We start from the raw sequence: 21,124 nt of genomic DNA on the forward strand, positions 1-21,124 counted from the left end.
AAAAAATATATTTTTTATGCTATTATTTATTTCATGAAAATTCAGTTTTTCGGAGCAACAAAAACTGTCACAGGTTCATGTTTCCTCCTTGAAATAGAAAAACAAAATATTCTCATTGAGTGTGGACTTTTTCAGGAAAATGATAAAGAATTCCTAAATTATGAACCTTTCCCATTCAATCCAAGAAAAATAGACCTCGTTATTCTTACTCATGCTCATCTCGATCACTCTGCTCTTATTCCAAAGCTTGTCAAAGAAGGACTAAGATGCAGAATTATCACAACTCCTGCCACAAAAGACCTTCTTGAAATAATGCTCTTTGATGCATTAAAAGTACAAAAAAATGAGAATCATAAACAACTTCTTTATGATGAAGAAAATATATACAAAGCTTTGAAACAGATAGAAACTTTATCCTATCAAAAAACATTAAATTTTAATGGAATAAGCATAAGATTCCTTGATGCCGGACATATTCTTGGCTCAGCAACTGTTGAAATAAAAATTAATAATAAAACGATTGTATTCTCAGGAGATATTGGAAGAACAGGGAATCCGATTTTAAAGGATCCTATCCCTCCAACTGAAGCAGACTACCTTGTTTTAGAGTCAACCTATGGAAACAGACTTCATAAAAATCTTGAAGAAAGTATTAAGGAGCTTATTCAAGCGATAAAAGATACATTTAAAAAAGAAGGGAATGTTATAATACCAGCTTTTGCTGTTGGAAGAACCCAAGATTTGCTTTATATTCTCAATAAATCTGTAAGGCAGGGAATTTTAGAACCAATAGATGTCTATCTTGACAGTCCTCTTGCAGAAGAAGCCACAAGAATATATCTTTCACATCCAGAACTTTTTGATGATGAAGCCTTAAGAGAAATGAGACACCCGAATCGCTCATCCATAAAGCTTCATTTTATAAAAAGTGTTGAAGAATCAAAAAAACTTAATACAATTAACTCAAAGGCTGTTATTATTGCTGGAAGCGGAATGTGTCAGGGTGGAAGAATAATATATCACCTTTATCATAATATTTACAGAGAACAATGTAGCATTATCTTCGCAGGATTTCAGGCTAAAGGCACACTTGGAAGAAAAATTGTTGATGGAGAAAAAGAGGTTTTGATACTTGGTAAAATGCTTCCAGTAAAAGCTAAAATTTACACTATTGGAGGTTTTTCAGCACATGCTGACAGAGATGAACTTCTTGAATGGCTTAAAGCTATCAAAACAAAGCCTGAAATTTTTATCGTTCATGGTGAACCAGAAGTCATTGATATTTTTAAAAAATCAATAGAAGAAAGATTCAACTTTAGATGTCATTGTCCAGAAAGGCTTTCCACTTATGAAATTGGGTAAGTATTATCTCAATGAAAAAATCTTTATAAAACTAATTGAGTTTCCTGCACTTTATAATATAAAAACAGATGAAATTTACTGTATTGATAAAAGGGCATTAAAAATACTCAGTGACATATCAGAAAGTAATGCTCTACCCAATACACTCAATAAAGGGGAAAAAGATGACAAAAAATTCATTGAATACTGCTTAAATGAAGGAATTTTAACTAAAATCCCTCAAAAAAGAATTAAAACTGCAATAGAGCAATCACCAATTCCATCTCTAAGATATCTTGAGCTTCAGATTACAAACCGTTGCAATCTAAGATGCAAACATTGCTTTGTAAATTCAGGTACATGTCAGAAGAAAAAATTTTCGCATTTTGTAGATATAGACAAGTCTCAGGAACTTTCTTTTGAAAAAATAAAAAAAACTCTCAAAGAGTTTGAAAAAATGCAAGGATTAAGAGTTCTGATTACAGGTGGAGAACCTTTATTACATTCAGAATTTAAAAAAATTAATAATTTTATAAAAGACCTCGCTATAAGGAAAATTCTTTTTACAAATGGACTATTACTCAATGATAACATATTAAAAAATCTAAATTTTGAAGAAATCCAGATAAGCCTTGACGGAATGAAAAGAGGACACGAAATATTAAGAGGACAGGGAACATTTGATAAAACTTTAAAAGCAATTAAAAAATCCATTGATTACGGATTTCAAGTAAGTATCGCAACAGTTATTCATAAAGAAAACATAGAAGAGTTTGATGAACTTGAAAACCTTATCAAAACTTTAAAAATAAGGGAATGGACCATTGATGCCCTTACAATTACAGGAAATTTGAAATTAAATAAAGAACTCTGGGTTTCTCCAGAAAAAACCTACACAATCATGCAGAAATATGGGTTTTCCGTAGAAGACCATCCAAGAGCAGAAGGATATGGATGTGGTGCCCATCTTATGGCAATCCTTGCAACAGGTTCAGTTGCTTTTTGTTCTTTCTATGAAAATGAACCTATTGGACAAATTGATGAAGGGTTAGAAAATCTATGGAAAAAGAAAAAACAGATTATTTTAAAAGAACTTGAATGTTCTGAAATAAACTGCGCATTTCTTCAGGAATGTAGAGGCGGTTGCAGATTTAGAGCCAGAACTTTAAGTGGAAATGAAAAATCTCCTGACCTATTTAAATGTTATCAGTTTGGCAGGCTATAGCTATTGCTTTTTCGTACTCCTTCCACAAAGCCTCTTTGCTTAATCCTTCATGTTCAATAAAATCCCATGGGAGATAATCATTAAATGATTTTATTTCATAAAGGCTATCCTGTATTTCATCAAAAAAATGCCAAAAATTTTCTCCCTTTGAAAGTCTCTCAATCACTGAAATTGCTTTTCTTGGAGCCTTTGCAAAATAACCTTCCATGTAAGAATACTTCGGGACTTCATGAACAAGTTTAAATCCTTTAATCTGCAATGTGTCTTTTTTTAGTTTTTTCAGTTTCTCTTTAACTATTTCATATTTCTCCATTCTATGCCATTGAAACGGAGTAAAAGGCTTTGGAACAAATATACTGACACTTGCTGTTATCTTGCGTTGAAAAACACTCCGAATTTTTTTAATAAGATTAACTATTTCATCAATCTCTTCGTCCTTTTCAAAAGGAAGACCTATCATGAAATAAAGCTTGAGAATTTCAAGTTCTGTTTCATTAAGCTCTTGAGCAATAAGCAATAAATCATTTTCACTTATTTCCTTTTTTATTATCCTTCTGAGTCTGTCAGTCCCTGCTTCAGGAGCTAAAGTGACGGTTTTACGTAATGCGAGAGTTTTTAAAATTTCAATAGTAGATTTATCCGCCCTTAAGGAAGTAAAAGACAATTCAACATCAGAAATTTTCAATAATTCTTTTAGTTCCTTATAAGCTGTAATTGAGGGAGCTATTAAACCTGCCTGAAAAGGTTTAAGTTCCTCAATTTTTGATTTTAAATCTTCAATGTTAGCCTTTCTGACAGGTTTATATACATGTCCTACGAGACAAAATCTGCAACTAAAAGGACATCCACGCATGGTTTCAACAAGAAACATATTAGAAAATACAGCTTCTTGTGTTATTATTTGAGAAAAACTAAATTTTTTTGTAAATTCTTTACAGTAAACTCTTTTTATCTTTTCAGAAGCATTATTCCAGATGGATTGTCTTCCAATTAATTTTCCATGTGCATCATGTATTTCCTCATAAGCCTCTGGAACATAAAATCCATCAAGTTTTAAAACTTCTCGTTTAAGATTTTCTTTAAAATCCTCTTCATAGGAATTATTCTTAACAAACTTATAAACTTCAATAAATTTATCAATAAGTCCTTCAGCCTCACCAATGAAAATAATATCAAAAATTTGAGCTACAGGTTCGGGATTAGTAAAACATAAAACTCCACCTGCTATTACCAAAGGATGATTAAAATTCCTTTGGAAACTATAGTAAGGAACCTTACCGAGTTCAAGGATTTTTAAAATAGATGGATAATCATTTTCAAAACAAAGACTGAAAGCCAATATATCAAATGCATAAATAGGAGTTTTTGATTCAAATGAAACAAGGGGATATTTTTTATAATCCTCTATATCTTTTGGAAGAAAAACTCTCTCACAGACAATATCTTTTCTTTGATTAAAAAGCCTGTAAACAGTTTGAAATCCTAAATTTGATATTCCAATAGGATATAAATTTGGATATATAAGACATATTCTTATTCTGCCACCATGTTCTTTAAAAATTGTGCCCTTTTCTTTCTCTAATAGAGCATTAATCTTTTCAAATATTTTTCTCATTCAGTATTTTATGTTTCTTTCTTAAATAAGCTGGAATATCAATTTCATCTTCAATCTCTGGAGGAATATCTTTGGAAGGTTCTTTAAGAAAGATAACTGAATTTTCATGTTCTACAGGCTCTGTTTTTTGTTTTTCATCAGCAGGCTCTAATTTTGTTTCAGAATGTTTAGTATTTTCTTGAGAAGGGACTGAAGATAATAAATGCTCATCTGTTTCTTTTTTCAAAGAAGTTTCTGATACAGTCATATCTAAATCTGATTGTTTACTGGAAGAATTTGAAACTGAATCAAGGCTTAATGAAGAAAGAGATTGAATATCTTTTGAAATAATTCTTTTTGTTTCTTTCAAAGAAACACTACTACTTTTAGGCATCCATTTCTCAGTGGAGCTTAAAGTTATCTCTTCAGATTTATCCTCAAAACCTGTTGCAATGACTGTGACAAATATCTCATTTTCTATTTCCGATTTTATTACAGTCCCAAATATTATATTTGCGTCTTCATGGGCAATATCATATACAGTCCCAGCAATTTCTTGAACCTCATCAAGAGTAAGATCAAACCCTCCAGTGATATTTATGAGAATTCTTTTAGCACCTTCTATGGATGTTTCTTCAAGCAGTGGATTATTAATTGCCCGGCGAGCTGCCTCAGTTGCTCCTTCCTGTTTTGTGCATGTTCCAAGTCCTATCACAGCCTTACCAGAATTTTCAATAATAGTCCTTACATCTGCAAAATCTCTATTTATAAAACCTGGACTTAAAATAAGATCTGAAATTCCCTGAACAGCCTGTCTTAAAATATCATTAGCAATTGCGAAAGATTTCACAAGGGGAGTTCCTTTTTCAACTACCATGTAAATTCTATCATTAGGAATAACAATTATAGTGTCTACATATTTTTTAAGCTCTTTTATTCCAACAACTGCATTATGAAGCCTTTTTTTACCCTCAAAATAAAAGGGCTTAGTAACAACCGCTACTGTCAATATTCCAAGTTCTTTTGCTAAAGAAGCAATCACAGGTGCAGCACCAGTTCCTGTTCCTCCACCCATTCCAGCAGTTATAAAAATCAAATCAGAACCTTCTATGCAAGAAAGAAGTGTATCCTTGTCTTCAAATGCTGATTTTTTACCAAGTTCTGGATCAGAACCTGCACCAAGACCTTTTGTAAGCTCTTTTCCAATCTGCACTTTAACAGGAGCTAAGGAAATTTCAAGATGTTGTATATCTGTATTTACTGCTATAAATTCAACTCCATAAATACCAGAAGAAATCATTGTATTTACAGCATTTGTGCCTGCTCCTCCAACTCCTATCACCTTTATCTTTGCTACAGGTCTCTCTACTTCTTCAATTTCAAACATTTTGCTCCTCCTCCCTTCTATTTTTATTTAAACTTTCTTAAAGTCTTTTCCATTATCCATGTTCCAATTTTATTAAATAATTTTGCTAAACCAGAATATGACTCGCTAAAACCTCTTGTTTTAATTGCATAAATTATTGTTCCTATGGTTGAAGCAAATTCGGGAGTAAAAATTTCTTCAAATTCCTCTTTCTGCTCCATTATACTTTCATCTAAACCAAACTCGGAACAAACTGTCATGAGTCCTGTATCTGGTTTTCCTATTCTTGCAGGTATTGATAAAAATCCTTCAGCTAAGGAGATAAAACCCTGCATCAATGATGTCCCACCTGTAAAAACTACTGAAGATATAGAAATATCCTGAGGGATAGAGGTAAATTCCTTTTTTAAGACTTCCAGTATTTCTTCACATCTTGCATAAATTATCTCTTTTATCACATTAAGAGGAATTTTAATAGAATGCTTATCCAGTCCAACAATTTCTATATCTTTTTCATTTTCTTTGAACTTCAAACTACCAAATCTGATATCAGGCAATGCAACTCCGAATTGCGTTTTTATTCTCTCTGCTTCATGGAATGGAATTTTTAATCCTATTGCTAAATCATTTGTAATGTGATTACCTCCGATACCATATGTTGCAACATGTCTTAAATAACCATCATAAAATACTGCCATGTCTATGCTTCCTCCACCTATATCAACAACCAGTGTTCCCATTTCTTTATCATGTTCTGAAAGTGTAGCCTCCGAAGAAGCCACACTCTGAAGCACAATGTCTTCAACTTCAATGCCCGCTTTATTACAACATGTAATAAGATTCTGAATATGTGACGATGAAGCAGTTATAATATAAACCTTAGACTCAAGCCTTAATGCCTTCATTCCAACAGGATCTTTTATCCCGTTTACTCCATCCACAACAAATTCAACAGGTAGAATATGAACTGCCTGTCTATCATAAGGAATCTGCATAGCAGTTGCTGCTTCAATTGCTAAATCAACATCCTGTTCTGTTACTTCTCTCTTCTTTACTTTTACTGCTGCATTACTACATATACCTTCAATATCACTTCCAGAGGAACAAACAAAAGCTTTTTTCAATCTTATTCCTAAGGTGCTCTCTATATCCTGTAAAGATTTCTTAATAGATGAAATCATTGCTTCCATGTCAACTATTTTGCCTCTTTTTAAACCAGCAGATGGATAACTCTTTAAAAAATCAATTACTAATTTTCCACTTTCAATTTTTGCTCCTGCAAATGATATTTTTGTTGTTCCAATATCAATTACTTTAATCATTTCACTCATTTTTAAAATCCTCTATTCAACAGGTTTTACTATCACTCTATCGGGAACTCTTAGGTCAATGTATTGAACATTTAAACCTCTTTTTTGAATCTCGCCATTAACTACAAGATATTTCGCAAATTTTGCTTCAAGCTCTCCTTTGCCTACAATAATTGGGAAATTATTTATATAAAGAGTCAGGTCATCTGGATTATTGCCTGTTATTATTATTTTATCATCAGCTTTTACAAAACCTTTATGATTAATGAAATTGAGTAGTTTGACGGCTTCATTAAGAGTTTCTTTGTTTTTGAATGGATCAATATTTTTTATGATAGGTAAAAAAATGGTTGGGTTTGTTTCTTTGGTGTCTACTTCAGAAACATGCTTATCCTTTTGAATCTTTTCAGTGAAATTCTCAAGAACCTGAGCTTCGTAATCAACCAAATAATAATTTTCATTAAACATAGCAATAGCAACCGGAGTGGATTCCTTTATATAAATTGTCATTGTTCCGTTTAAATCTTTTCTTATAATTGCATCTTTTATCCATGGCGTTTTTTTTAGTCTTTCATATAAAGTCTTTGATGACGGATAAATGATAGAATTCCCTTCTTTTATTGACAGGATTGCTCTGATTTCTTTATCAGTTAGATGTTTATTACCAATAATAACAACATTCCTTACAGTAAATTCCTCAAAAGCCAAAAAACCAACTAATACAACAAAAAAAACGCATATTAAAATTATCCATTTCTTACTTTTCATTATTTTTAAGTGAAAGTTCCAGAATCTCTTTAACTAAACCTTTAAAATCATAACCAGCAAGTGAAGCTATTTTAGGTAAAAGAGATGTTTCTGTCATGCCAGGAATTGTATTTACTTCAAGAACATAAGGATTACCTTGTTGATCAACTATCATATCAACCCTTGTACCCCCTTTACAATTTAGCGACTTATGAGCTTTGAGTCCAAGTTCTTTGAGTTTCTCATAAAGAGCATTATCTATCTCAGGAGGCAGTATATATTCAGTCAAACCTTTTGTATACTTTGCTTCATAGCTGTAAAAACCTTTTTTAGGTCTTACTTCAACTCCTCCAAGAGCTTTATCTCCTAATACTCCAATATGTATTTCTCTGCCTTCAATAAATTTCTCTATAATTACTCGTTTCCCAAATTGGAATGCTTCATTAATTGCATTCTTAAACTCTCTCTCATTTTTAACAATGTTTACTCCTATAGATGATCCTTCCTCTGCAGGTTTTACAACACAGGGAAAACTAAAAGATGATAGACTAACGGCTGAACTTATATAATCTTTTTTATTAAGCACTTTAAAAGGAGGAACAGGAATACCGTGATAAAGAAATATCTTCTTTGATGCTTCCTTATCCATTGCCAGAGCAGAAGCAAGAACTCCTGAACCAGTATATGGAATACCCATAACTTCAAGCATCCCCTGAACTGCTCCATTTTCTCCCCATCCACCATGAAGAACAAGAAAAGCTATATCAATTTTTTCTATTTTTATCTTCTCACAAAGGTCTATTCCTGCATCTATAAATACCACATTATATCCAAGTTCTTTTAAGGCATTGAAGACTGCCTGTCCACTCCTAAGAGAGACTTCTCTCTCTGAGGAAATTCCTCCCGCGATTACTCCAACTTTCATATTAAGCCTCCAAAATTTTTATCTCAGGCACCAATTCTATTGAAAAAAGCTTGAATACCTTTTCCTTAACAATATCCATTAACTTTAAAAAATCATTTGCCTTACCTTTACCAACATTAATGAAATAGTTAGCATGGAGATGACTTATAAGTATATCTCCAACTCTGAATCCTTTTAGTCCTGCTTTTTCTATTAAATAACCTGCTGATTGTCCTTCTGGATTTTTAAATACGCATCCTGCAGAATACTCTCTTAAAGGTTGAGTCTGTTTTTTTCTTTGGAGAAACTGTTTCATCCTGTTAAAAGCCTCTCCATCATCTTCCTTTAAACTAAAGGTTGCAGATTTTATAAGCCATGTTTCAACCAAATTTGAGCTACGATATTGAAAAGTAATATCTTGTTTTTTTAGAATTTTAGTTTCCAGTTTATCGGTTATAATTTCAACTTCTGCAAGGCAATCACTAATTTCATATCCAAAAGAGCCTGCATTGCCTTTTATTGCACCTCCAACTGTTCCTGGTATACCAATAAGACCTTCTATTCCTGAAAGCTTTCTTTTTAAAACAAAAGCAAGAAGTCTTGGCAACATTACGCCAGCTGAAGTCCTTATGGTAAATCCTTCAAGATTTATTCTCTTCATTTGCTTTGTATTGATTATCACTCCCTTAAATCCTTCATCATGCACAACTAAATTACTGCCTCCTCCTATAACATAGTATGCTGTTCCTTCATTTCTTATAATTTCAAGCAATTTTAAAACAGAGTCTTCATCTGGAAATACAACAAAGTCTGCATATCCTCCAATTCTAAGAGTTGTATATTTAGCCAAAGACTCATATTTTTTATAAGGTATCCTATTTTCTTTTAAGAAAATTTCAATATTTTTCATAACTTCTCTTTAATGCTTTCCCCAACTTTGTATACATCTCCTGCTCCAATCGTAAAAACAAGGTCTCCTTCTTTTAATTCTCTTAAAATATCAATTTTTATATCTTCTTTGTCAGGATTGAATATCACATTAACTCCTACATTTTTCAATTTTTCATATAAAATCTCTGCACTTACTCCTTCAATAGGAGGTTCACTTGCGGCATATATATCCATGAGAAATAAAACATCATTTTTTCTTAATGTTGTCTTAAAAACCTGAATAAACTGTTCCATCAAATCTCTTGTTCTTGTATATCTGTGAGGCTGAAAAATTACGCAGAGCCTTTGTGGTTTTAGCCATAAAGCAGTTTTTATTACAGCCTTTATCTCTGTTGGATGATGTCCATAGTCATCATAAAATTTTACACCATTTTTCTCACCTTTAAACTCAAATCTTCTGCTAATGCCTGTAAAATTCTCAAGGGATTCTCTTACTTTTTCAATAGGTATGGAAAGCTCCTTTGCCACAGCTATAGTTGCAAGAGCATTTAATACATTGTGATTTCCCGGAACAGTAATTGCAAATCTTCCAAGAAACTTATTTCTAAAAAAAGCGTCAAATAAGACTTTTGAGGATGAATATTCAATATTTTTCGCGCAAAAATCAGATGCCTCATCAAAACCATAGGTTACATATCTTCTTGTTAGATGAGGAATTAAATCTCTTATATGTCTGCACTCTCTGCAAAGAACTGAAACACCATAAAAAGGAACTTTATTTGCAAACTCAAGAAAAGCTTTTTTAATTCTTTTAAGATTTTTGAAATAATCAAGATGTTCTCTGTCAATGTTTGTAATAACAGAAACAGCAGGTGAAAGTTTAAGAAAACTTCCATCACTTTCATCAGCCTCTGCCACAAGAAATTCACCCTGACCTAATTTTGCATTTGTTCCTATAGATTTAAGTTTCCCTCCAATAACAATTGTAGGATCAAATCCAGCATCACTTAAAATAGTGGCAATAAATGAAGTGGTTGTTGTCTTACCATGTGCACCTGCAACTAAAATGGAATATTTAAGTCTACAAAGTTCAGCAAGCATCTCAGCTCTTGGAATGACCGGAATTCCAAGTGATCTTGCTTTAATAATTTCAGGATTATCAGGCTTTACCGCAGAAGAAAAAACCACCACTTCTGTGTTATCAATATTATCACTGCTATGTCCTATGAATACTTTTATCCCAAGTTTTTTTAATCTTCTTACAGTGTCAGACTCTTTTATATCAGAGCCTGAAACTGTATAACCCATGTTATGAAGAACTTCCGCTATACCGCTCATTCCAATTCCGCCAATTCCAACAAAATGAATTCTTTTGTATTGATACATTTATCTTTTCCTCCTGAGCAAACTTTCTGCAATTTCTATAATTTTCTCTCCTGCATAAGGTTTTCCAAAAGCAAGTGATGCCATTTCCATCTCTTTCATAATTTCTGGTTTATTTAAAATTTTATTAATCTTTTTTGCAAGAACCTCCCCATTTAATTCCCTGTCAAGAATAAGTTCACATGCACCTCTGCTAAGAAGTCTTCTTGCATTCATTTCCTGATGATTATATGCAGCATATGGATATGGAATAAGAATTGATGCCTTACCAATAGCTGTGAGCTCTGCAACAGTGGATGCACCCGCCCTTGAAATAACTAAATCTGCTACTGAGTAAGCTTCTACCATATCATATATAAATGGCAATACAGTTGCTCTAAATGATAAGTTTTTATACTCATTGGAAACCCAGTTATAGTCAGCCTCACCTGTTTGATGAATTATCTGTATCCTGTTTTTTAAAGGAAGCAAATATGAGAGTCCTTCTGTCATAGCCTTGTTTATTTTTCTTGCTCCAAGACTACCTCCCAAAATCAGTATTGTAATTCTTCCTTCTTCAATATCAAAAAGTTTTTTTGCCTTTTCCTTATTTCCTTCTAAAATTTTCCTTCTAATTGGAGTTCCTGTTAAATATGTCTTCTCCCTTGAGAAATACTCTATTGTCTCTGGATATGTTATCGCAACAGCAGAAGCAATTTTGCCAAGTAATTTATTCGCAAGCCCTGGAACAGTATTTTGTTCAAGAATAATCGTAGGAATTTTTTTCAAAAAAGCTGCTAAAACAACTGGAAACGATGCATATCCTCCAACTCCGAAAACAATATCTGGAGCAAATGAATTTATAATATTTTTTGATTCAAACATGGATTTTAAAAGACTCTTCAGCGATTTTGCCTTTTCACTAAAAGACTTTCCAACAAATCCCTGAATTGAAATAAAATTTAACTCATAGCCTGTTTTAGGTATTACCTTTGCCTCCAGTCCTTTTGGAGTTCCCACAAAGATAATTTGAGCCTCTGGATATTTACCTATCAAACTCTCTGCAAGAGCAATGCCAGGGAAAAGATGTCCCCCTGTTCCTCCACCTGCAATAATAACTCTCATGAAAATTTTCTTCCTTTGTAGTAATATCTATATGTTCTTAATTTATTTTTTTTCTGTAATGTTAATTCTGTAAAATCTGTCTTATAATCAAATCTTGAAAGATTAAGCAAAACTCCTACTGCTATAAGATTGACAACAAGGGAAGAACCACCGTAGCTAATAAAAGGCAAGGGAAGTCCTTTTGTCGGAGCCAGACCTGTTACAACTGCAAAGTTTATTAATGCCTGAATTGAAATCATAATTGTAATTCCCGAAGCAAGAAAATAACAAAAAGGGTCAATCTGCTTTGCTGCAATATTTAGTCCTCTCATACATATGAAAAAGAAAAGAATAACAACTACGCAGACACCAATAAATCCCATTTCTTCACCAATGTGAGCAAATATAAAATCTGTGTGTATCTCAGGTAAAAAAGCAAGTTTCTGCTTTCCTTCGCCAAGACCTTGTCCTGTAAGTCCTCCGCTTCCAAGTGCAATAAGTGACTGAACAAGCTGAAAACCGCTTCCCTGAGGATCTGACCAAGGGTCAAGAAATGAAGTTATTCTTTTCCATCTATAAGGTTCTTTTGCAAGATAAAATAAAACAGGAATTGCAAGCAAAATAGTAAGTCCCAAAAATCTTAAACTTACACCTCCGATAAAAAGCATCACAAAGGTGATTATTCCAAGTGTCATAACTGCACCAAAATCTGGTTGTTTAAGAAAAATTATCTGAAATACTCCCATTAAACTTATCGGAATTACAAAATCCTTGATACTTTCTTTATTATAACTTTCTCTGCTCATATACCATGCAAGGAAAAAAACCATTGCAAGCTTTACAAGTTCAGAAGGTTGAAAAACACTGGGCCACAGTCTGAGCCATCTTCTTGCACCTCCTGCACTTACTCCTAATGGACTAAAAACAGCAATAAGCATTATAAAAGAAATAATAAGCAGAGGAAAAACAAGTTTTTTTAATTTTGTAACAGGTAAAAATATAAATACAACTATGAAAAAAAAGCCTATAATCAATGTAAATAGTTGCTTCTGTAAGTAAATCATTCCACCTTTATCAGCATATTTTGCCTTAACAGAAGCTAAAACAGAAGTAGAACTATAAACTGCAATTAATCCAATTATTACAAGAATAGTTACAGCTATTATAAGAGTTTTATCAATAGAACCTTTTTTCATAAAGAGTTCACAATATCTTTAAATACTTCTCCTCTATGTTCAAAGTTTTTGAACATATCAAAACTTGCGCATCCAGGAGAAAGAAGCACAACATCACCAGCACGAGCAATTTCCTTTGCTTTAATCACAGCAGACTTCATATCACTTTCTAAATAGCATGGAACCAAATCTCCAAGAGCATCTGCTATCTTATGCTTTGCCTCACCGATAAGTAGTAAAGCCTTTACTTTTTCTTTTACAATACTTTTCAAAGCAGAAAAATCTCCATCTTTATCTCTTCCACCAGCAATCAATATCACATTACCGGGAAAACTTTCAAGAGATTTCTTAACTGCGTCAACATTAGTGCCCTTTGAGTCATTTATATAGATTACTCCATCTATTTCTCTGACAGGCTCCATTCTATGTGGAAGACCTGGAAATTGCTGAACAACGTCTTTTATACTTTGCCCCTTGCATCCAGAACATAAAGCAAGTAAAGATGCTGCCATTATATTTTCAACATTATGAATACCCTTTATTTTAAATGTGGAAACAGAAAGAACCGTGTTTTCCATCTCTTTCTTTATGTCATCAGAGACTTCTTCTCTGGCATTAAAATAAATAGAATCATTCTTTAAATAGGCGCCATAGACATTTTGAACCCTGCTAAAATAAAAAACATGAGGAAGTTTACCTTTTTTTAAATATACATTTCTTAAATATTCAATAGCTGATATAGTATTTTCATCATCCATGTTAAGAATTAAATAATCATCTCCGTTTTGATTCTGAAAAATTTTTGCCTTTGCCTCAATATATTCTTTCATGTCTGAATATCTATCCATATGGTCTGGAGTAATATTCAGAATTGCTGCAAAATCAGGTTTAAAAGTTTTGATTCCTTCAAGTTGAAAGCTGGAAAGTTCCAGCACAAGATATTCCATATCAATTTCTTTATTTAAAAGTTTTAAAACAACTTCTGCCATAGGATATCCAATATTTCCTGCAAGTTGAACCTTTTTACCATCTCTTTTTAAAAATTCATATGTAAGCGTTGAAGTAGTAGACTTTCCATTTGCACCTGTAATACCTATTATTTTTACATTCTCTTTTATTAAACTCAGAATCTGCCAACTAAGTTCTATCTCACCAATAACTGGTATGCCTTTATAAACTGCTGAAACAATTGAAGGTGTGCTTAATGGAACTCCTGGACTTACAACAACAATATCAGCATTTTCAAGGGCTTCTGGTGGATGCCCCTCTCCTATGATTCGTTCTATTTTCCCGTTTACTGTTATTAAATCCTTTAAAATTTCCTCTTTGCTTTTTTTATCATTTATTATCAATTTTGCGCCAAGACTGCAAAGTAACTTAGATGCTGCTATACCACTTTTACCAAGACCAACAACTGCTACTGTTTTATTCTCCAGTTCAAATAGTTCTTTTATTATTTTTTGCATTCGCTGCCCTCTTTGTTTTTGAGATTTTCTTTACTTTCTTTTTATCTGTTTTAACTTTTTTATTCAATTTCTGATTTTTCTTATAGGAAACAGGCATTACTGATTTTTCTTCTGAAAGCTTAACAACAGGTTCATCTTTGCCTGTAAGAACATATTCTGCCTTTTCTACTAATTGTTGAGTATCTTTCCAAAGTTGCTCTCTATTTGTATCTCCTAAGATTGCTGTATAAACAAGTCTTCCATTAACTTTATAGGCACTTACAAAACAATGTCTTGCTCGCCTTGTATATCCTGTTTTGCCTCCTATCATATTATCTTCTGCCCATAAAAGCTGATTTGTATTCTGAATAAAATGCTCTTTTCCATTTTCAGACCTGATTAAATAAACACGAGTATGCACAGCCTCTTTTATTAATGGATAAGCAAGAGCATGAGACATTATTTTTGTTAAATCGTAGACTGTTGTATATTGACCTGCTCCAGGTAAACCTGATGCATTTATAAATCTTGTATCTTTTGCTCCAATTTTCTGCACTTTATCGTTCATAAGCTTTACAAAATTCTCCTCCCTTCCTGCAGTAGCTTCTGCAAGAGCAACTGCTGCGGAATTTACAGATCGCATTAATGCAAGATAAACAAGGTCACGGACTTTATAAACTTCTCCTTCCACCAACTTTGGTGAAACACTCGGAGTTCTTGCTGCTTTTCTTGATATGGTTACTTTATGTTCAGGATCAAGTTTCTCAAGAGCAACCATCACTGTTACAAGTTTTGTTGTGCTTGCTGGAGGAAGTTTTATATGCGGATTCTTGCCGTATAAAACCTTCCCTGTCTGAGCATCAACTGCAACAGCACTTGGAGCATCAATATCAACTTGTTTTTTAGTTTCCTGAGCTAAAGCTTCAGGAGAGTAAACTAAGACATAAATAAACAAAATAAAACACATAAAACGCATTCCTTTACATGTAAAACGAGTGAAACTGTTAAAATATCCTGTCATAATATCACCTCAGTTTTAATGTTAAAAGACTCAAAAGGGCAAGTATAATTCCTATTATCCAAAATCTAACAATAACCTTAGGTTCGGGCCATTTTTTTAATTCAAAATGATGGTGAAGCGGTGCCATTCTAAAAATTCTTTTTCCATTTGTTAATTTGAAATATCCTACTTGAAGGATAACAGAAAGAGCCTCTACAACAAATATGCCTCCAACAAGAGCTAAAACTATTTCATGCTTTGTAATAACCGCAAGACTACCGAGTGCTCCACCAAGACTTAAAGAACCAACATCTCCCATAAAAACCTCAGCAGGATAGGAATTATACCATAAAAAGCCAAGACATGCACCAAGCATTGCACCGCAAAAAACAGCTAATTCTCCTGTTCCAGGGATATAAAGAACATAAAGATATTTAGCAAATACAGCATGCCCTGATATATAGAGAAGAACAGCATTTACAATAGATGCAATACCTACAAGACCTGCTGCAAGTCCATCCATTCCATCTGTAAGATTTACAGCATTTGAACTACCTACAATCACAAAAATAGCAAAAGGCAGATAAAATATTCCTAAATCAATAAGCCACTGTTTGAAAAATGGAATACTTAAAACAGTTGTATAAGGGTCCTTTGGGTTGAAATAAAGAAAAAGAGTTACAGAAGAAGCAAGTAAGAACTGAGCAAACAATTTATATCTACCTGGTAATCCTTTGTAATTTTTTCTTGTAATTTTTAGATAATCATCTATAAATCCTATTAAGCCAAAACCTAAGAAACTAATTATCATAATCCACATATAGTGATTCTTTAAATTTCCCCACATAAGCACGGCAACTAAGACTGAAGCAGTTATTATTATACCGCCCATTGTAGGTGTGCCTTCTTTTTTAAGATGTGTTTTAGGACCATCATCTCTTATATGCTGTGTAAGACTTAATTTTTTAAGCCATCTTATGCATGGTGGAGCAATGATAAATGTAAAAAAGAAAGATGTAAGGATAGCAAGCATTGTTCTGAAAGTAATATATTTGAAAACATTTAATCCAGAAATATAGTCACTTAAACTGTAAAGAATCTCATAAAGCATTACTATCTCCCTTCTTTCAAAATCTCAAGAATCTTCTCCAGCTTCATAGCCCTTGAACCTTTGATTAAAACAATTTCAGAACCCTTGAGTTCTTTTTTTAAAAACTCTGCCGCCTGTATAGGATCGTTAAAAACATATCCATTAACATATCTTAATGCATTTTTTATAAACTTTCCCACTCCAATAAAAATATCTATCCCCATCTCATTTACCCATTTACCAACTTCTTCATGAGCTAAATCTGTAAATTCTCCAAGTTCCAGCATATCTCCTAAAACAGCAACTGTCCGTCTACCTTTTTTCCTTCTTGTAAGCTCCTGCAACGCGACTTTCATTGAAGAAGGATTGGCATTGTAAGCATCAAAAAATATTTCAACTCCATTAATTTTGATTATTTCTCCGCGCATCTTCACAGAAGTGAAACTTTCTGTAATCTGTTGTATAGAACATTTAGATATACCTAAAAAAGTAGCAACAGCAATCGCTCCTGTAAGATTGTAAATATTATAAATCCCCACTAAAGGAGTTTTAACTGCAAAGGCTGCAATATCACTATAAAAATCAAATTCAACATGATCATTATAAAAATTAATGTTTTCAGCTCTAAAATCACATTCTTTGCTCATTCCGAATGTCAAAATTTGTCCGCTGTATCTTTTAAGCCCATCCATTAGGAATTTATCATCTCCATTGGCAAAAACTGTTTTAACATAAGGAAGTATTTCTAATTCTCCCTCTCTTACTCCTTGAATTGAACCAAAGCCTTCAATATGTTCATATCCAATATTTGTAATCAATGCATAATCTGGATATACTATATCGCAAAGCTCTTTTATATCACCAGGTCTATTTGTTCCAAGCTCAAGAACCATAATTTCAGTATTGTTTTCAATCCTGCTGATGCAGAGCGGAACTCCGATGTTATTATTAAAATTTCCCTCAGTTTTAAGAATTTTGTATTTTTTTGATAAAAAACTGGCAATCAATTCCTTTGTTGTTGTCTTACCATTGCTTCCTACAACTGCGATAATCTTTCCCTTAAATTTTTTTCTTAAATATCCTGCTAAATTTTGTAAAGACTTAAGAGTGTCATCCACTATAACTACTGTTTTATTTTTAAAATCCATGCCTTCATTTTTTGAAACTACTGCACCAGAAGCCTTAATCAAAGCTTCATCTACAAATTCATGTCCATCTTTTTTTGAACCTTTCAATGCAAAAAAAAGATCATTCTTGCCAATTGTTCTTGTATCAATTGATGCTTCTTTAAATATCTCATTTCCTTTTGAAACTAATTTTCCTCCTGTAGCTATCAATAAATCGTCAAGGGTAAACATAATGAATTACCTCAACTCTCTTAAGGCTTTTACAAGAATTTCTCTATCGCTGAAAGGATATCTTTTCCCTTTTATTTCCTGATAATCTTCATGTCCTTTGCCAGCAACAATTAGAATGTCTCCCTTTTTACATATCTTTGTTCCTATATATAAACTCATGGTTCTGTCAGGAACAACAATGTAGTTGTCTTTTAAAATACCTTCTTCAATTTCTTTGATTATTTCTCTTGGTTCTTCCCATCTCGGATTGTCTGAGGTAAGAATTACATAATCACTTAATTCAGTAGCAATTTTACCCATCTGGGGTCTTTTTCCTCTATCCCGATTTCCACCACAACCGAAAACTGTTACTATCTTTCCGTTTTTTGATATCTCTTCTTTAAGTTTTCTTACACTTATAAGCAATCTTTCAAGAGCATCTGGTGAATGAGCATAATCAACAAAAACAAGAAAATCCTGTCCTTCATCAACTCTCTCAAATCTTCCATCTGGAGAATGAGTATCTGAAATCGCAGATTCAATAATATCAAAGGGAATATTCAAAGCTACAGCAACTGATACTGCGGAAATAACATTATAAATATTAGGAATACCTAAAAGATGAGTTTTTACAACTAACTCCTTTTCCTTCTTAATATGAAGATTAATCTCTGTCTCTTTAAAGTTTAGTCTGTAGTTTTTAACATAAATATCTGCCTGAGGATTTTCTATTGAGTAAGTAATTTTTTTAGTGTTCAACTGTTCTGCCAGCCTTCTTCCATAGATATCATCAAAATTGATAACTGCAACTCCTTCGTTTTTAAGTAACTCAGTAAATAGCCTTTTTTTAGCATTAAAGTAATCTTCCATATTTTTATGAAAATCAAGATGGTCTCTTGAAAGATTGGTAAATACTGCAATATCAAAGTTTGTGTAATCAACTCTCTTTAAAGCAAGAGCATGAGAAGAAACCTCTGTAATGACATATTCTACGCCTTTGACCAGCATTTCATGGAGAAGCTCTTGAAACTCAGGAGCTTCTGGAGTTGTGTGAACAGCAACTTTTTCCTCATTGTCAATCAAATATTTTATTGTTCCAATAACTCCTGTTTTTTTGTCATATCTTTTGAGTATTTCTCTTATAAGATAAGATGTCGTTGTTTTTCCATTTGTGCCTGTTATTCCAATAATTTTAAGTCTTTCAGATGGATTTCCATAAAATTTTGAACTAATCCAGGCGAGGGCATCCCTTGAAGCATTAACACCTATCCATGTAACATCTGTATACTCGGAAGGTATAAAGTGTCCTATCTCATAAACAACAGCTCTTGCTCCCTTTTTTATTGCTTCCTCAATAAAAAAATGCCCATCTGATTTCTGTCCTGAGACTGCAAAAAAAAGACTTGCTTCTTTTACATCCTTTGAATTATAGGTTATATACTCTATATTTTTGTTTATATCTCCATTAACATTAAAATCGCTCCTTAAAAGTTCTTTTAAAATCATTCTTTTGCTACCACAACCTTTCTATTGGTTTCATTTTCAAATGTAACAACAAGTCCTTTTTCTTTAGCATCATCTCTTGGAATATTAAGATAAGCCATAGCTTCATCAGAAATTGCTTTAAATACTGGTGCAGCAACAACTCCTCCATAATGAGCTCCCTTAGGGTCATGAATAACAACTATCATTGCTATACGGGGATTATCTGCTGGAATAAATCCGACAAAAGAGCTTACAAATCTATCTTTTGAATATCTACCTGTTTTAGGGTCATACTTCTGAGCTGTTCCTGTTTTCCCTGCAACATTATTACCATCAAGCTTTGCTTGAGTTGCTGTTCCGCCTTCTTCTGTAACTTTTTTCAATATATCTCTCATTATCTTTGCTGTTTTTTCAGATACTATTTTTTCTCTCTGTATAACAGCCTTATACAGAATATTTCCTTCTGACGAACGAATTTCAGAAACTACAAATGGCTTTACAAGATAACCACCATTTGCAATAACGGAGTAAGCTCTCAAAACCTGAATGGCTGTAACTGCCACTTCCTGCCCAATTGGAATAGCTCCTATTGATGTGCCTGACCATTTCTGAGTAGGTCTTATATAACCTGCCATTTCTCCGGGAAGGTCTATCCCTGTCTTTTCACCAAAACCGAATTTCTTTATATATTGATAAAGCTTTTCCTTACCAAGCATCATCGCAATTTTTATTGTACCAACATTTGAAGATTTTTGAATAACTTCTTCAAAAGTAAGAACTCCATGTCTGTGGGCATCTTTTATTTTTTTACCCCATACTTCTATATATCCCTGAGAGCAATCAAACTTAGTGTATGGCTTTACAATACCTTCTTCTAATGCTGCAGTTGCTGTAACTATCTTAAAAGTTGAACCTGGTTCATATAAATCTGTTAAGGCCCGATTTCTTATTATACCAATATTTTTTATGAATTTTAAATTATTCGGATCATATGTTGGTCTATTTGCTAAGGCAAGAATTTCTCCTGTGAACGGATCCATCATTATAGCAATTCCTGAAGAAGCTTGCCATTTTTTTACTGCTTCTTCAAGATATTTTTCAACAATGTATTGCAATCCTTCATCAATAGTTACAAAAATGTCATTTCCTTTTATATCTTTCAAGCTTCCATCAGAAAGTTTCTTTCCTCTGGCATCTACTGAAACGACTTTTGAGGATTTTTCTGCTTTGAGATATTTGTCATACTGCCTTTCTAATCCTTCCATGCCTTGTTCATCAATATTGACAAAACCGATAACATGAGAAGCTAAAAATCCATTAGGATAAAATCTTGCTCCTTCAGGAACAGAACCAACTCCTTCAATCTTTAAAGCTTTAATTTTCTCTGCCACAGCATGATCAACTTTTCTTTCCAGCCATAGAAATCTTATATTTTTTTCTGATTGACTTTTTATCTGTTCAGCATTAACTTTTATATAACTTTTTAAAATATTTATTGTTTCATCTGACTTTAAAGATGAAGGGTCAATGAATAAAGATTCTTTTTCTAAAGAAACCGCTAATTCCCGTCCCATTCTATCGTATATATTCCCTCTTTTTGGAATGATTTCTTCCTTTTTTATTTGTTGAATTTTTGCTCTTGAGAAATAAACCTGGTGTTCAACAAACATAATTAAACCAAGACGAAAAATAATAGAAGCAAAGCAGACTAAGAGCATTATTTTCAGTAAAATAACTCTCTTTTGCAT

Annotated in this window: 17 protein-coding genes; 2 read left to right on the forward strand and 15 right to left on the reverse strand. The window is 32.9% G+C overall.

The genetic code is table 11. The annotated features are described in order from the left end of the window. Positions 1 to 33 precede the first annotated feature (33 nt). Together FLY87_RS05660 and FLY87_RS05665 are read left to right on the forward strand one after the other, a co-directional pair. Positions 34 to 1,362: an MBL fold metallo-hydrolase RNA specificity domain-containing protein gene (locus tag FLY87_RS05660; protein ID WP_028842422.1), complete on the forward strand. Its 1,329-nt coding sequence runs from the start codon at positions 34 to 36 to the stop codon at positions 1,360 to 1,362. Next, positions 1,349 to 2,566: a radical SAM/SPASM domain-containing protein gene (locus tag FLY87_RS05665; RefSeq protein ID WP_012546061.1), complete on the forward strand. Its 1,218-nt coding sequence runs from the start codon at positions 1,349 to 1,351 to the stop codon at positions 2,564 to 2,566. Before FLY87_RS05660 ends, FLY87_RS05665 begins: the two co-directional genes overlap by 14 nt. On the opposite strand, the gene FLY87_RS05670 is transcribed toward FLY87_RS05665, so the two are convergent. Genes FLY87_RS05670 through FLY87_RS05740 form a run of 15 tightly spaced genes read right to left on the reverse strand, consistent with a single transcriptional unit; the run spans position 2,538 to position 21,124 of the window. Then, positions 2,538 to 4,181 carry a radical SAM protein gene (locus FLY87_RS05670; RefSeq protein ID WP_141266528.1) on the reverse strand — a complete coding sequence of 548 codons (1,644 nt, stop codon included), beginning with the start codon at positions 4,179 to 4,181 and terminating at the stop codon, positions 2,538 to 2,540. The genes FLY87_RS05665 and FLY87_RS05670 overlap by 29 nt on opposite strands. Then, on the reverse strand, positions 4,165 to 5,547 hold the full coding sequence (gene ftsZ, locus FLY87_RS05675) for a cell division protein FtsZ (protein ID WP_141266529.1): 1,383 nt from the start codon (positions 5,545 to 5,547) through the stop codon (positions 4,165 to 4,167). The genes FLY87_RS05670 and ftsZ overlap by 17 nt, the downstream gene beginning before the upstream one ends. Before the next feature lie 23 nt (positions 5,548 to 5,570). After that, positions 5,571 to 6,857 carry a cell division protein FtsA gene (ftsA, locus tag FLY87_RS05680; RefSeq protein WP_141266531.1) on the reverse strand — a complete coding sequence of 429 codons (1,287 nt, stop codon included), beginning with the start codon at positions 6,855 to 6,857 and terminating at the stop codon, positions 5,571 to 5,573. 12 nt (positions 6,858 to 6,869) lie between these two features. Further along, entirely contained in the window at positions 6,870 to 7,604 is a 735-nt protein-coding gene (locus FLY87_RS05685; RefSeq protein WP_012545598.1) for a cell division protein FtsQ/DivIB, read from the reverse strand. Beyond that, positions 7,594 to 8,508: a D-alanine--D-alanine ligase gene (locus tag FLY87_RS05690; RefSeq protein WP_028842419.1), complete on the reverse strand. Its 915-nt coding sequence runs from the start codon at positions 8,506 to 8,508 to the stop codon at positions 7,594 to 7,596. The genes FLY87_RS05685 and FLY87_RS05690 overlap by 11 nt, the downstream gene beginning before the upstream one ends. 1 nt (position 8,509) lies before the next feature. After that, complete coding sequence (gene murB / locus FLY87_RS05695) at positions 8,510 to 9,397, reverse strand: UDP-N-acetylmuramate dehydrogenase (RefSeq protein ID WP_141266533.1); 888 nt, start codon at positions 9,395 to 9,397, stop codon at positions 8,510 to 8,512. Further along, complete coding sequence (murC, locus tag FLY87_RS05700) at positions 9,394 to 10,764, reverse strand: UDP-N-acetylmuramate--L-alanine ligase (RefSeq protein WP_012546590.1); 1,371 nt, start codon at positions 10,762 to 10,764, stop codon at positions 9,394 to 9,396. The genes murB and murC overlap by 4 nt, the downstream gene beginning before the upstream one ends. Further along, complete coding sequence (gene murG / locus FLY87_RS05705) at positions 10,765 to 11,865, reverse strand: undecaprenyldiphospho-muramoylpentapeptide beta-N-acetylglucosaminyltransferase (RefSeq protein WP_038059091.1); 1,101 nt, start codon at positions 11,863 to 11,865, stop codon at positions 10,765 to 10,767. Beyond that, positions 11,862 to 13,040, reverse strand: coding sequence for a putative lipid II flippase FtsW (gene ftsW, locus FLY87_RS05710; protein WP_038059089.1), 1,179 nt, complete (start codon positions 13,038 to 13,040; stop codon positions 11,862 to 11,864). Before ftsW ends, murG begins: the two co-directional genes overlap by 4 nt. Then, positions 13,037 to 14,485 (reverse strand): UDP-N-acetylmuramoyl-L-alanine--D-glutamate ligase, encoded by a 1,449-nt coding sequence (gene murD / locus FLY87_RS05715; RefSeq protein WP_038059087.1) that lies wholly within the window; start codon positions 14,483 to 14,485, stop codon positions 13,037 to 13,039. The genes ftsW and murD overlap by 4 nt, the downstream gene beginning before the upstream one ends. Next, the gene (locus FLY87_RS05720) at positions 14,457 to 15,485 is read right to left on the reverse strand and encodes a D-alanyl-D-alanine carboxypeptidase family protein (RefSeq protein ID WP_012546749.1); all 1,029 of its coding nucleotides are present in this window, start codon (positions 15,483 to 15,485) and stop codon (positions 14,457 to 14,459) included. The genes murD and FLY87_RS05720 overlap by 29 nt, the downstream gene beginning before the upstream one ends. A gap of 4 nt (positions 15,486 to 15,489) precedes the next feature. Then, positions 15,490 to 16,575, reverse strand: a complete 1,086-nt coding sequence (gene mraY / locus FLY87_RS05725) for a phospho-N-acetylmuramoyl-pentapeptide-transferase (protein WP_028842415.1) — start codon at positions 16,573 to 16,575, stop codon at positions 15,490 to 15,492. A 2-nt stretch (positions 16,576 to 16,577) separates the two neighbouring features. After that, positions 16,578 to 17,912 (reverse strand): UDP-N-acetylmuramoyl-tripeptide--D-alanyl-D-alanine ligase, encoded by a 1,335-nt coding sequence (gene murF / locus FLY87_RS05730; RefSeq protein ID WP_012545266.1) that lies wholly within the window; start codon positions 17,910 to 17,912, stop codon positions 16,578 to 16,580. A gap of 6 nt (positions 17,913 to 17,918) precedes the next feature. Then, entirely contained in the window at positions 17,919 to 19,397 is a 1,479-nt protein-coding gene (locus tag FLY87_RS05735) for a UDP-N-acetylmuramoyl-L-alanyl-D-glutamate--2,6-diaminopimelate ligase (protein ID WP_141266535.1), read from the reverse strand. Next, positions 19,394 to 21,124, reverse strand: a complete 1,731-nt coding sequence (locus FLY87_RS05740; protein ID WP_141266537.1) for a penicillin-binding protein 2 — start codon at positions 21,122 to 21,124, stop codon at positions 19,394 to 19,396. Before FLY87_RS05740 ends, FLY87_RS05735 begins: the two co-directional genes overlap by 4 nt.

This window comes from Thermodesulfovibrio sp. Kuro-1 (assembly GCF_006538445.1).
In the GTDB taxonomy this organism is placed as follows: domain Bacteria; phylum Nitrospirota; class Thermodesulfovibrionia; order Thermodesulfovibrionales; family Thermodesulfovibrionaceae; genus Thermodesulfovibrio; species Thermodesulfovibrio yellowstonii.

What these genes read in the sequence shown, in the direction of transcription:
- FLY87_RS05660 (WP_028842422.1), top strand. Translation starts at nt 34, where the DNA reads ATGAAAATTCAGTTTTTCGGAGCAACAAAAACTGTCACAGGTTCATGT.
- FLY87_RS05665 (WP_012546061.1), top strand. Translation starts at nt 1,349, where the DNA reads ATGAAATTGGGTAAGTATTATCTCAATGAAAAAATCTTTATAAAACTA.
- FLY87_RS05670 (WP_141266528.1), bottom strand. Translation starts at nt 4,181, where the DNA reads ATGAGAAAAATATTTGAAAAGATTAATGCTCTATTAGAGAAAGAAAAG.
- ftsZ (WP_141266529.1), bottom strand. Translation starts at nt 5,547, where the DNA reads ATGTTTGAAATTGAAGAAGTAGAGAGACCTGTAGCAAAGATAAAGGTG.
- ftsA (WP_141266531.1), bottom strand. Translation starts at nt 6,857, where the DNA reads ATGAGTGAAATGATTAAAGTAATTGATATTGGAACAACAAAAATATCA.
- FLY87_RS05685 (WP_012545598.1), bottom strand. Translation starts at nt 7,604, where the DNA reads ATGAAAAGTAAGAAATGGATAATTTTAATATGCGTTTTTTTTGTTGTA.
- FLY87_RS05690 (WP_028842419.1), bottom strand. Translation starts at nt 8,508, where the DNA reads ATGAAAGTTGGAGTAATCGCGGGAGGAATTTCCTCAGAGAGAGAAGTC.
- murB (WP_141266533.1), bottom strand. Translation starts at nt 9,397, where the DNA reads ATGAAAAATATTGAAATTTTCTTAAAAGAAAATAGGATACCTTATAAA.
- murC (WP_012546590.1), bottom strand. Translation starts at nt 10,764, where the DNA reads ATGTATCAATACAAAAGAATTCATTTTGTTGGAATTGGCGGAATTGGA.
- murG (WP_038059091.1), bottom strand. Translation starts at nt 11,865, where the DNA reads ATGAGAGTTATTATTGCAGGTGGAGGAACAGGGGGACATCTTTTCCCT.
- ftsW (WP_038059089.1), bottom strand. Translation starts at nt 13,040, where the DNA reads ATGAAAAAAGGTTCTATTGATAAAACTCTTATAATAGCTGTAACTATT.
- murD (WP_038059087.1), bottom strand. Translation starts at nt 14,485, where the DNA reads ATGCAAAAAATAATAAAAGAACTATTTGAACTGGAGAATAAAACAGTA.
- FLY87_RS05720 (WP_012546749.1), bottom strand. Translation starts at nt 15,485, where the DNA reads ATGACAGGATATTTTAACAGTTTCACTCGTTTTACATGTAAAGGAATG.
- mraY (WP_028842415.1), bottom strand. Translation starts at nt 16,575, where the DNA reads ATGCTTTATGAGATTCTTTACAGTTTAAGTGACTATATTTCTGGATTA.
- murF (WP_012545266.1), bottom strand. Translation starts at nt 17,912, where the DNA reads ATGTTTACCCTTGACGATTTATTGATAGCTACAGGAGGAAAATTAGTT.
- FLY87_RS05735 (WP_141266535.1), bottom strand. Translation starts at nt 19,397, where the DNA reads ATGATTTTAAAAGAACTTTTAAGGAGCGATTTTAATGTTAATGGAGAT.
- FLY87_RS05740 (WP_141266537.1), bottom strand. Translation starts at nt 21,124, where the DNA reads ATGCAAAAGAGAGTTATTTTACTGAAAATAATGCTCTTAGTCTGCTTT.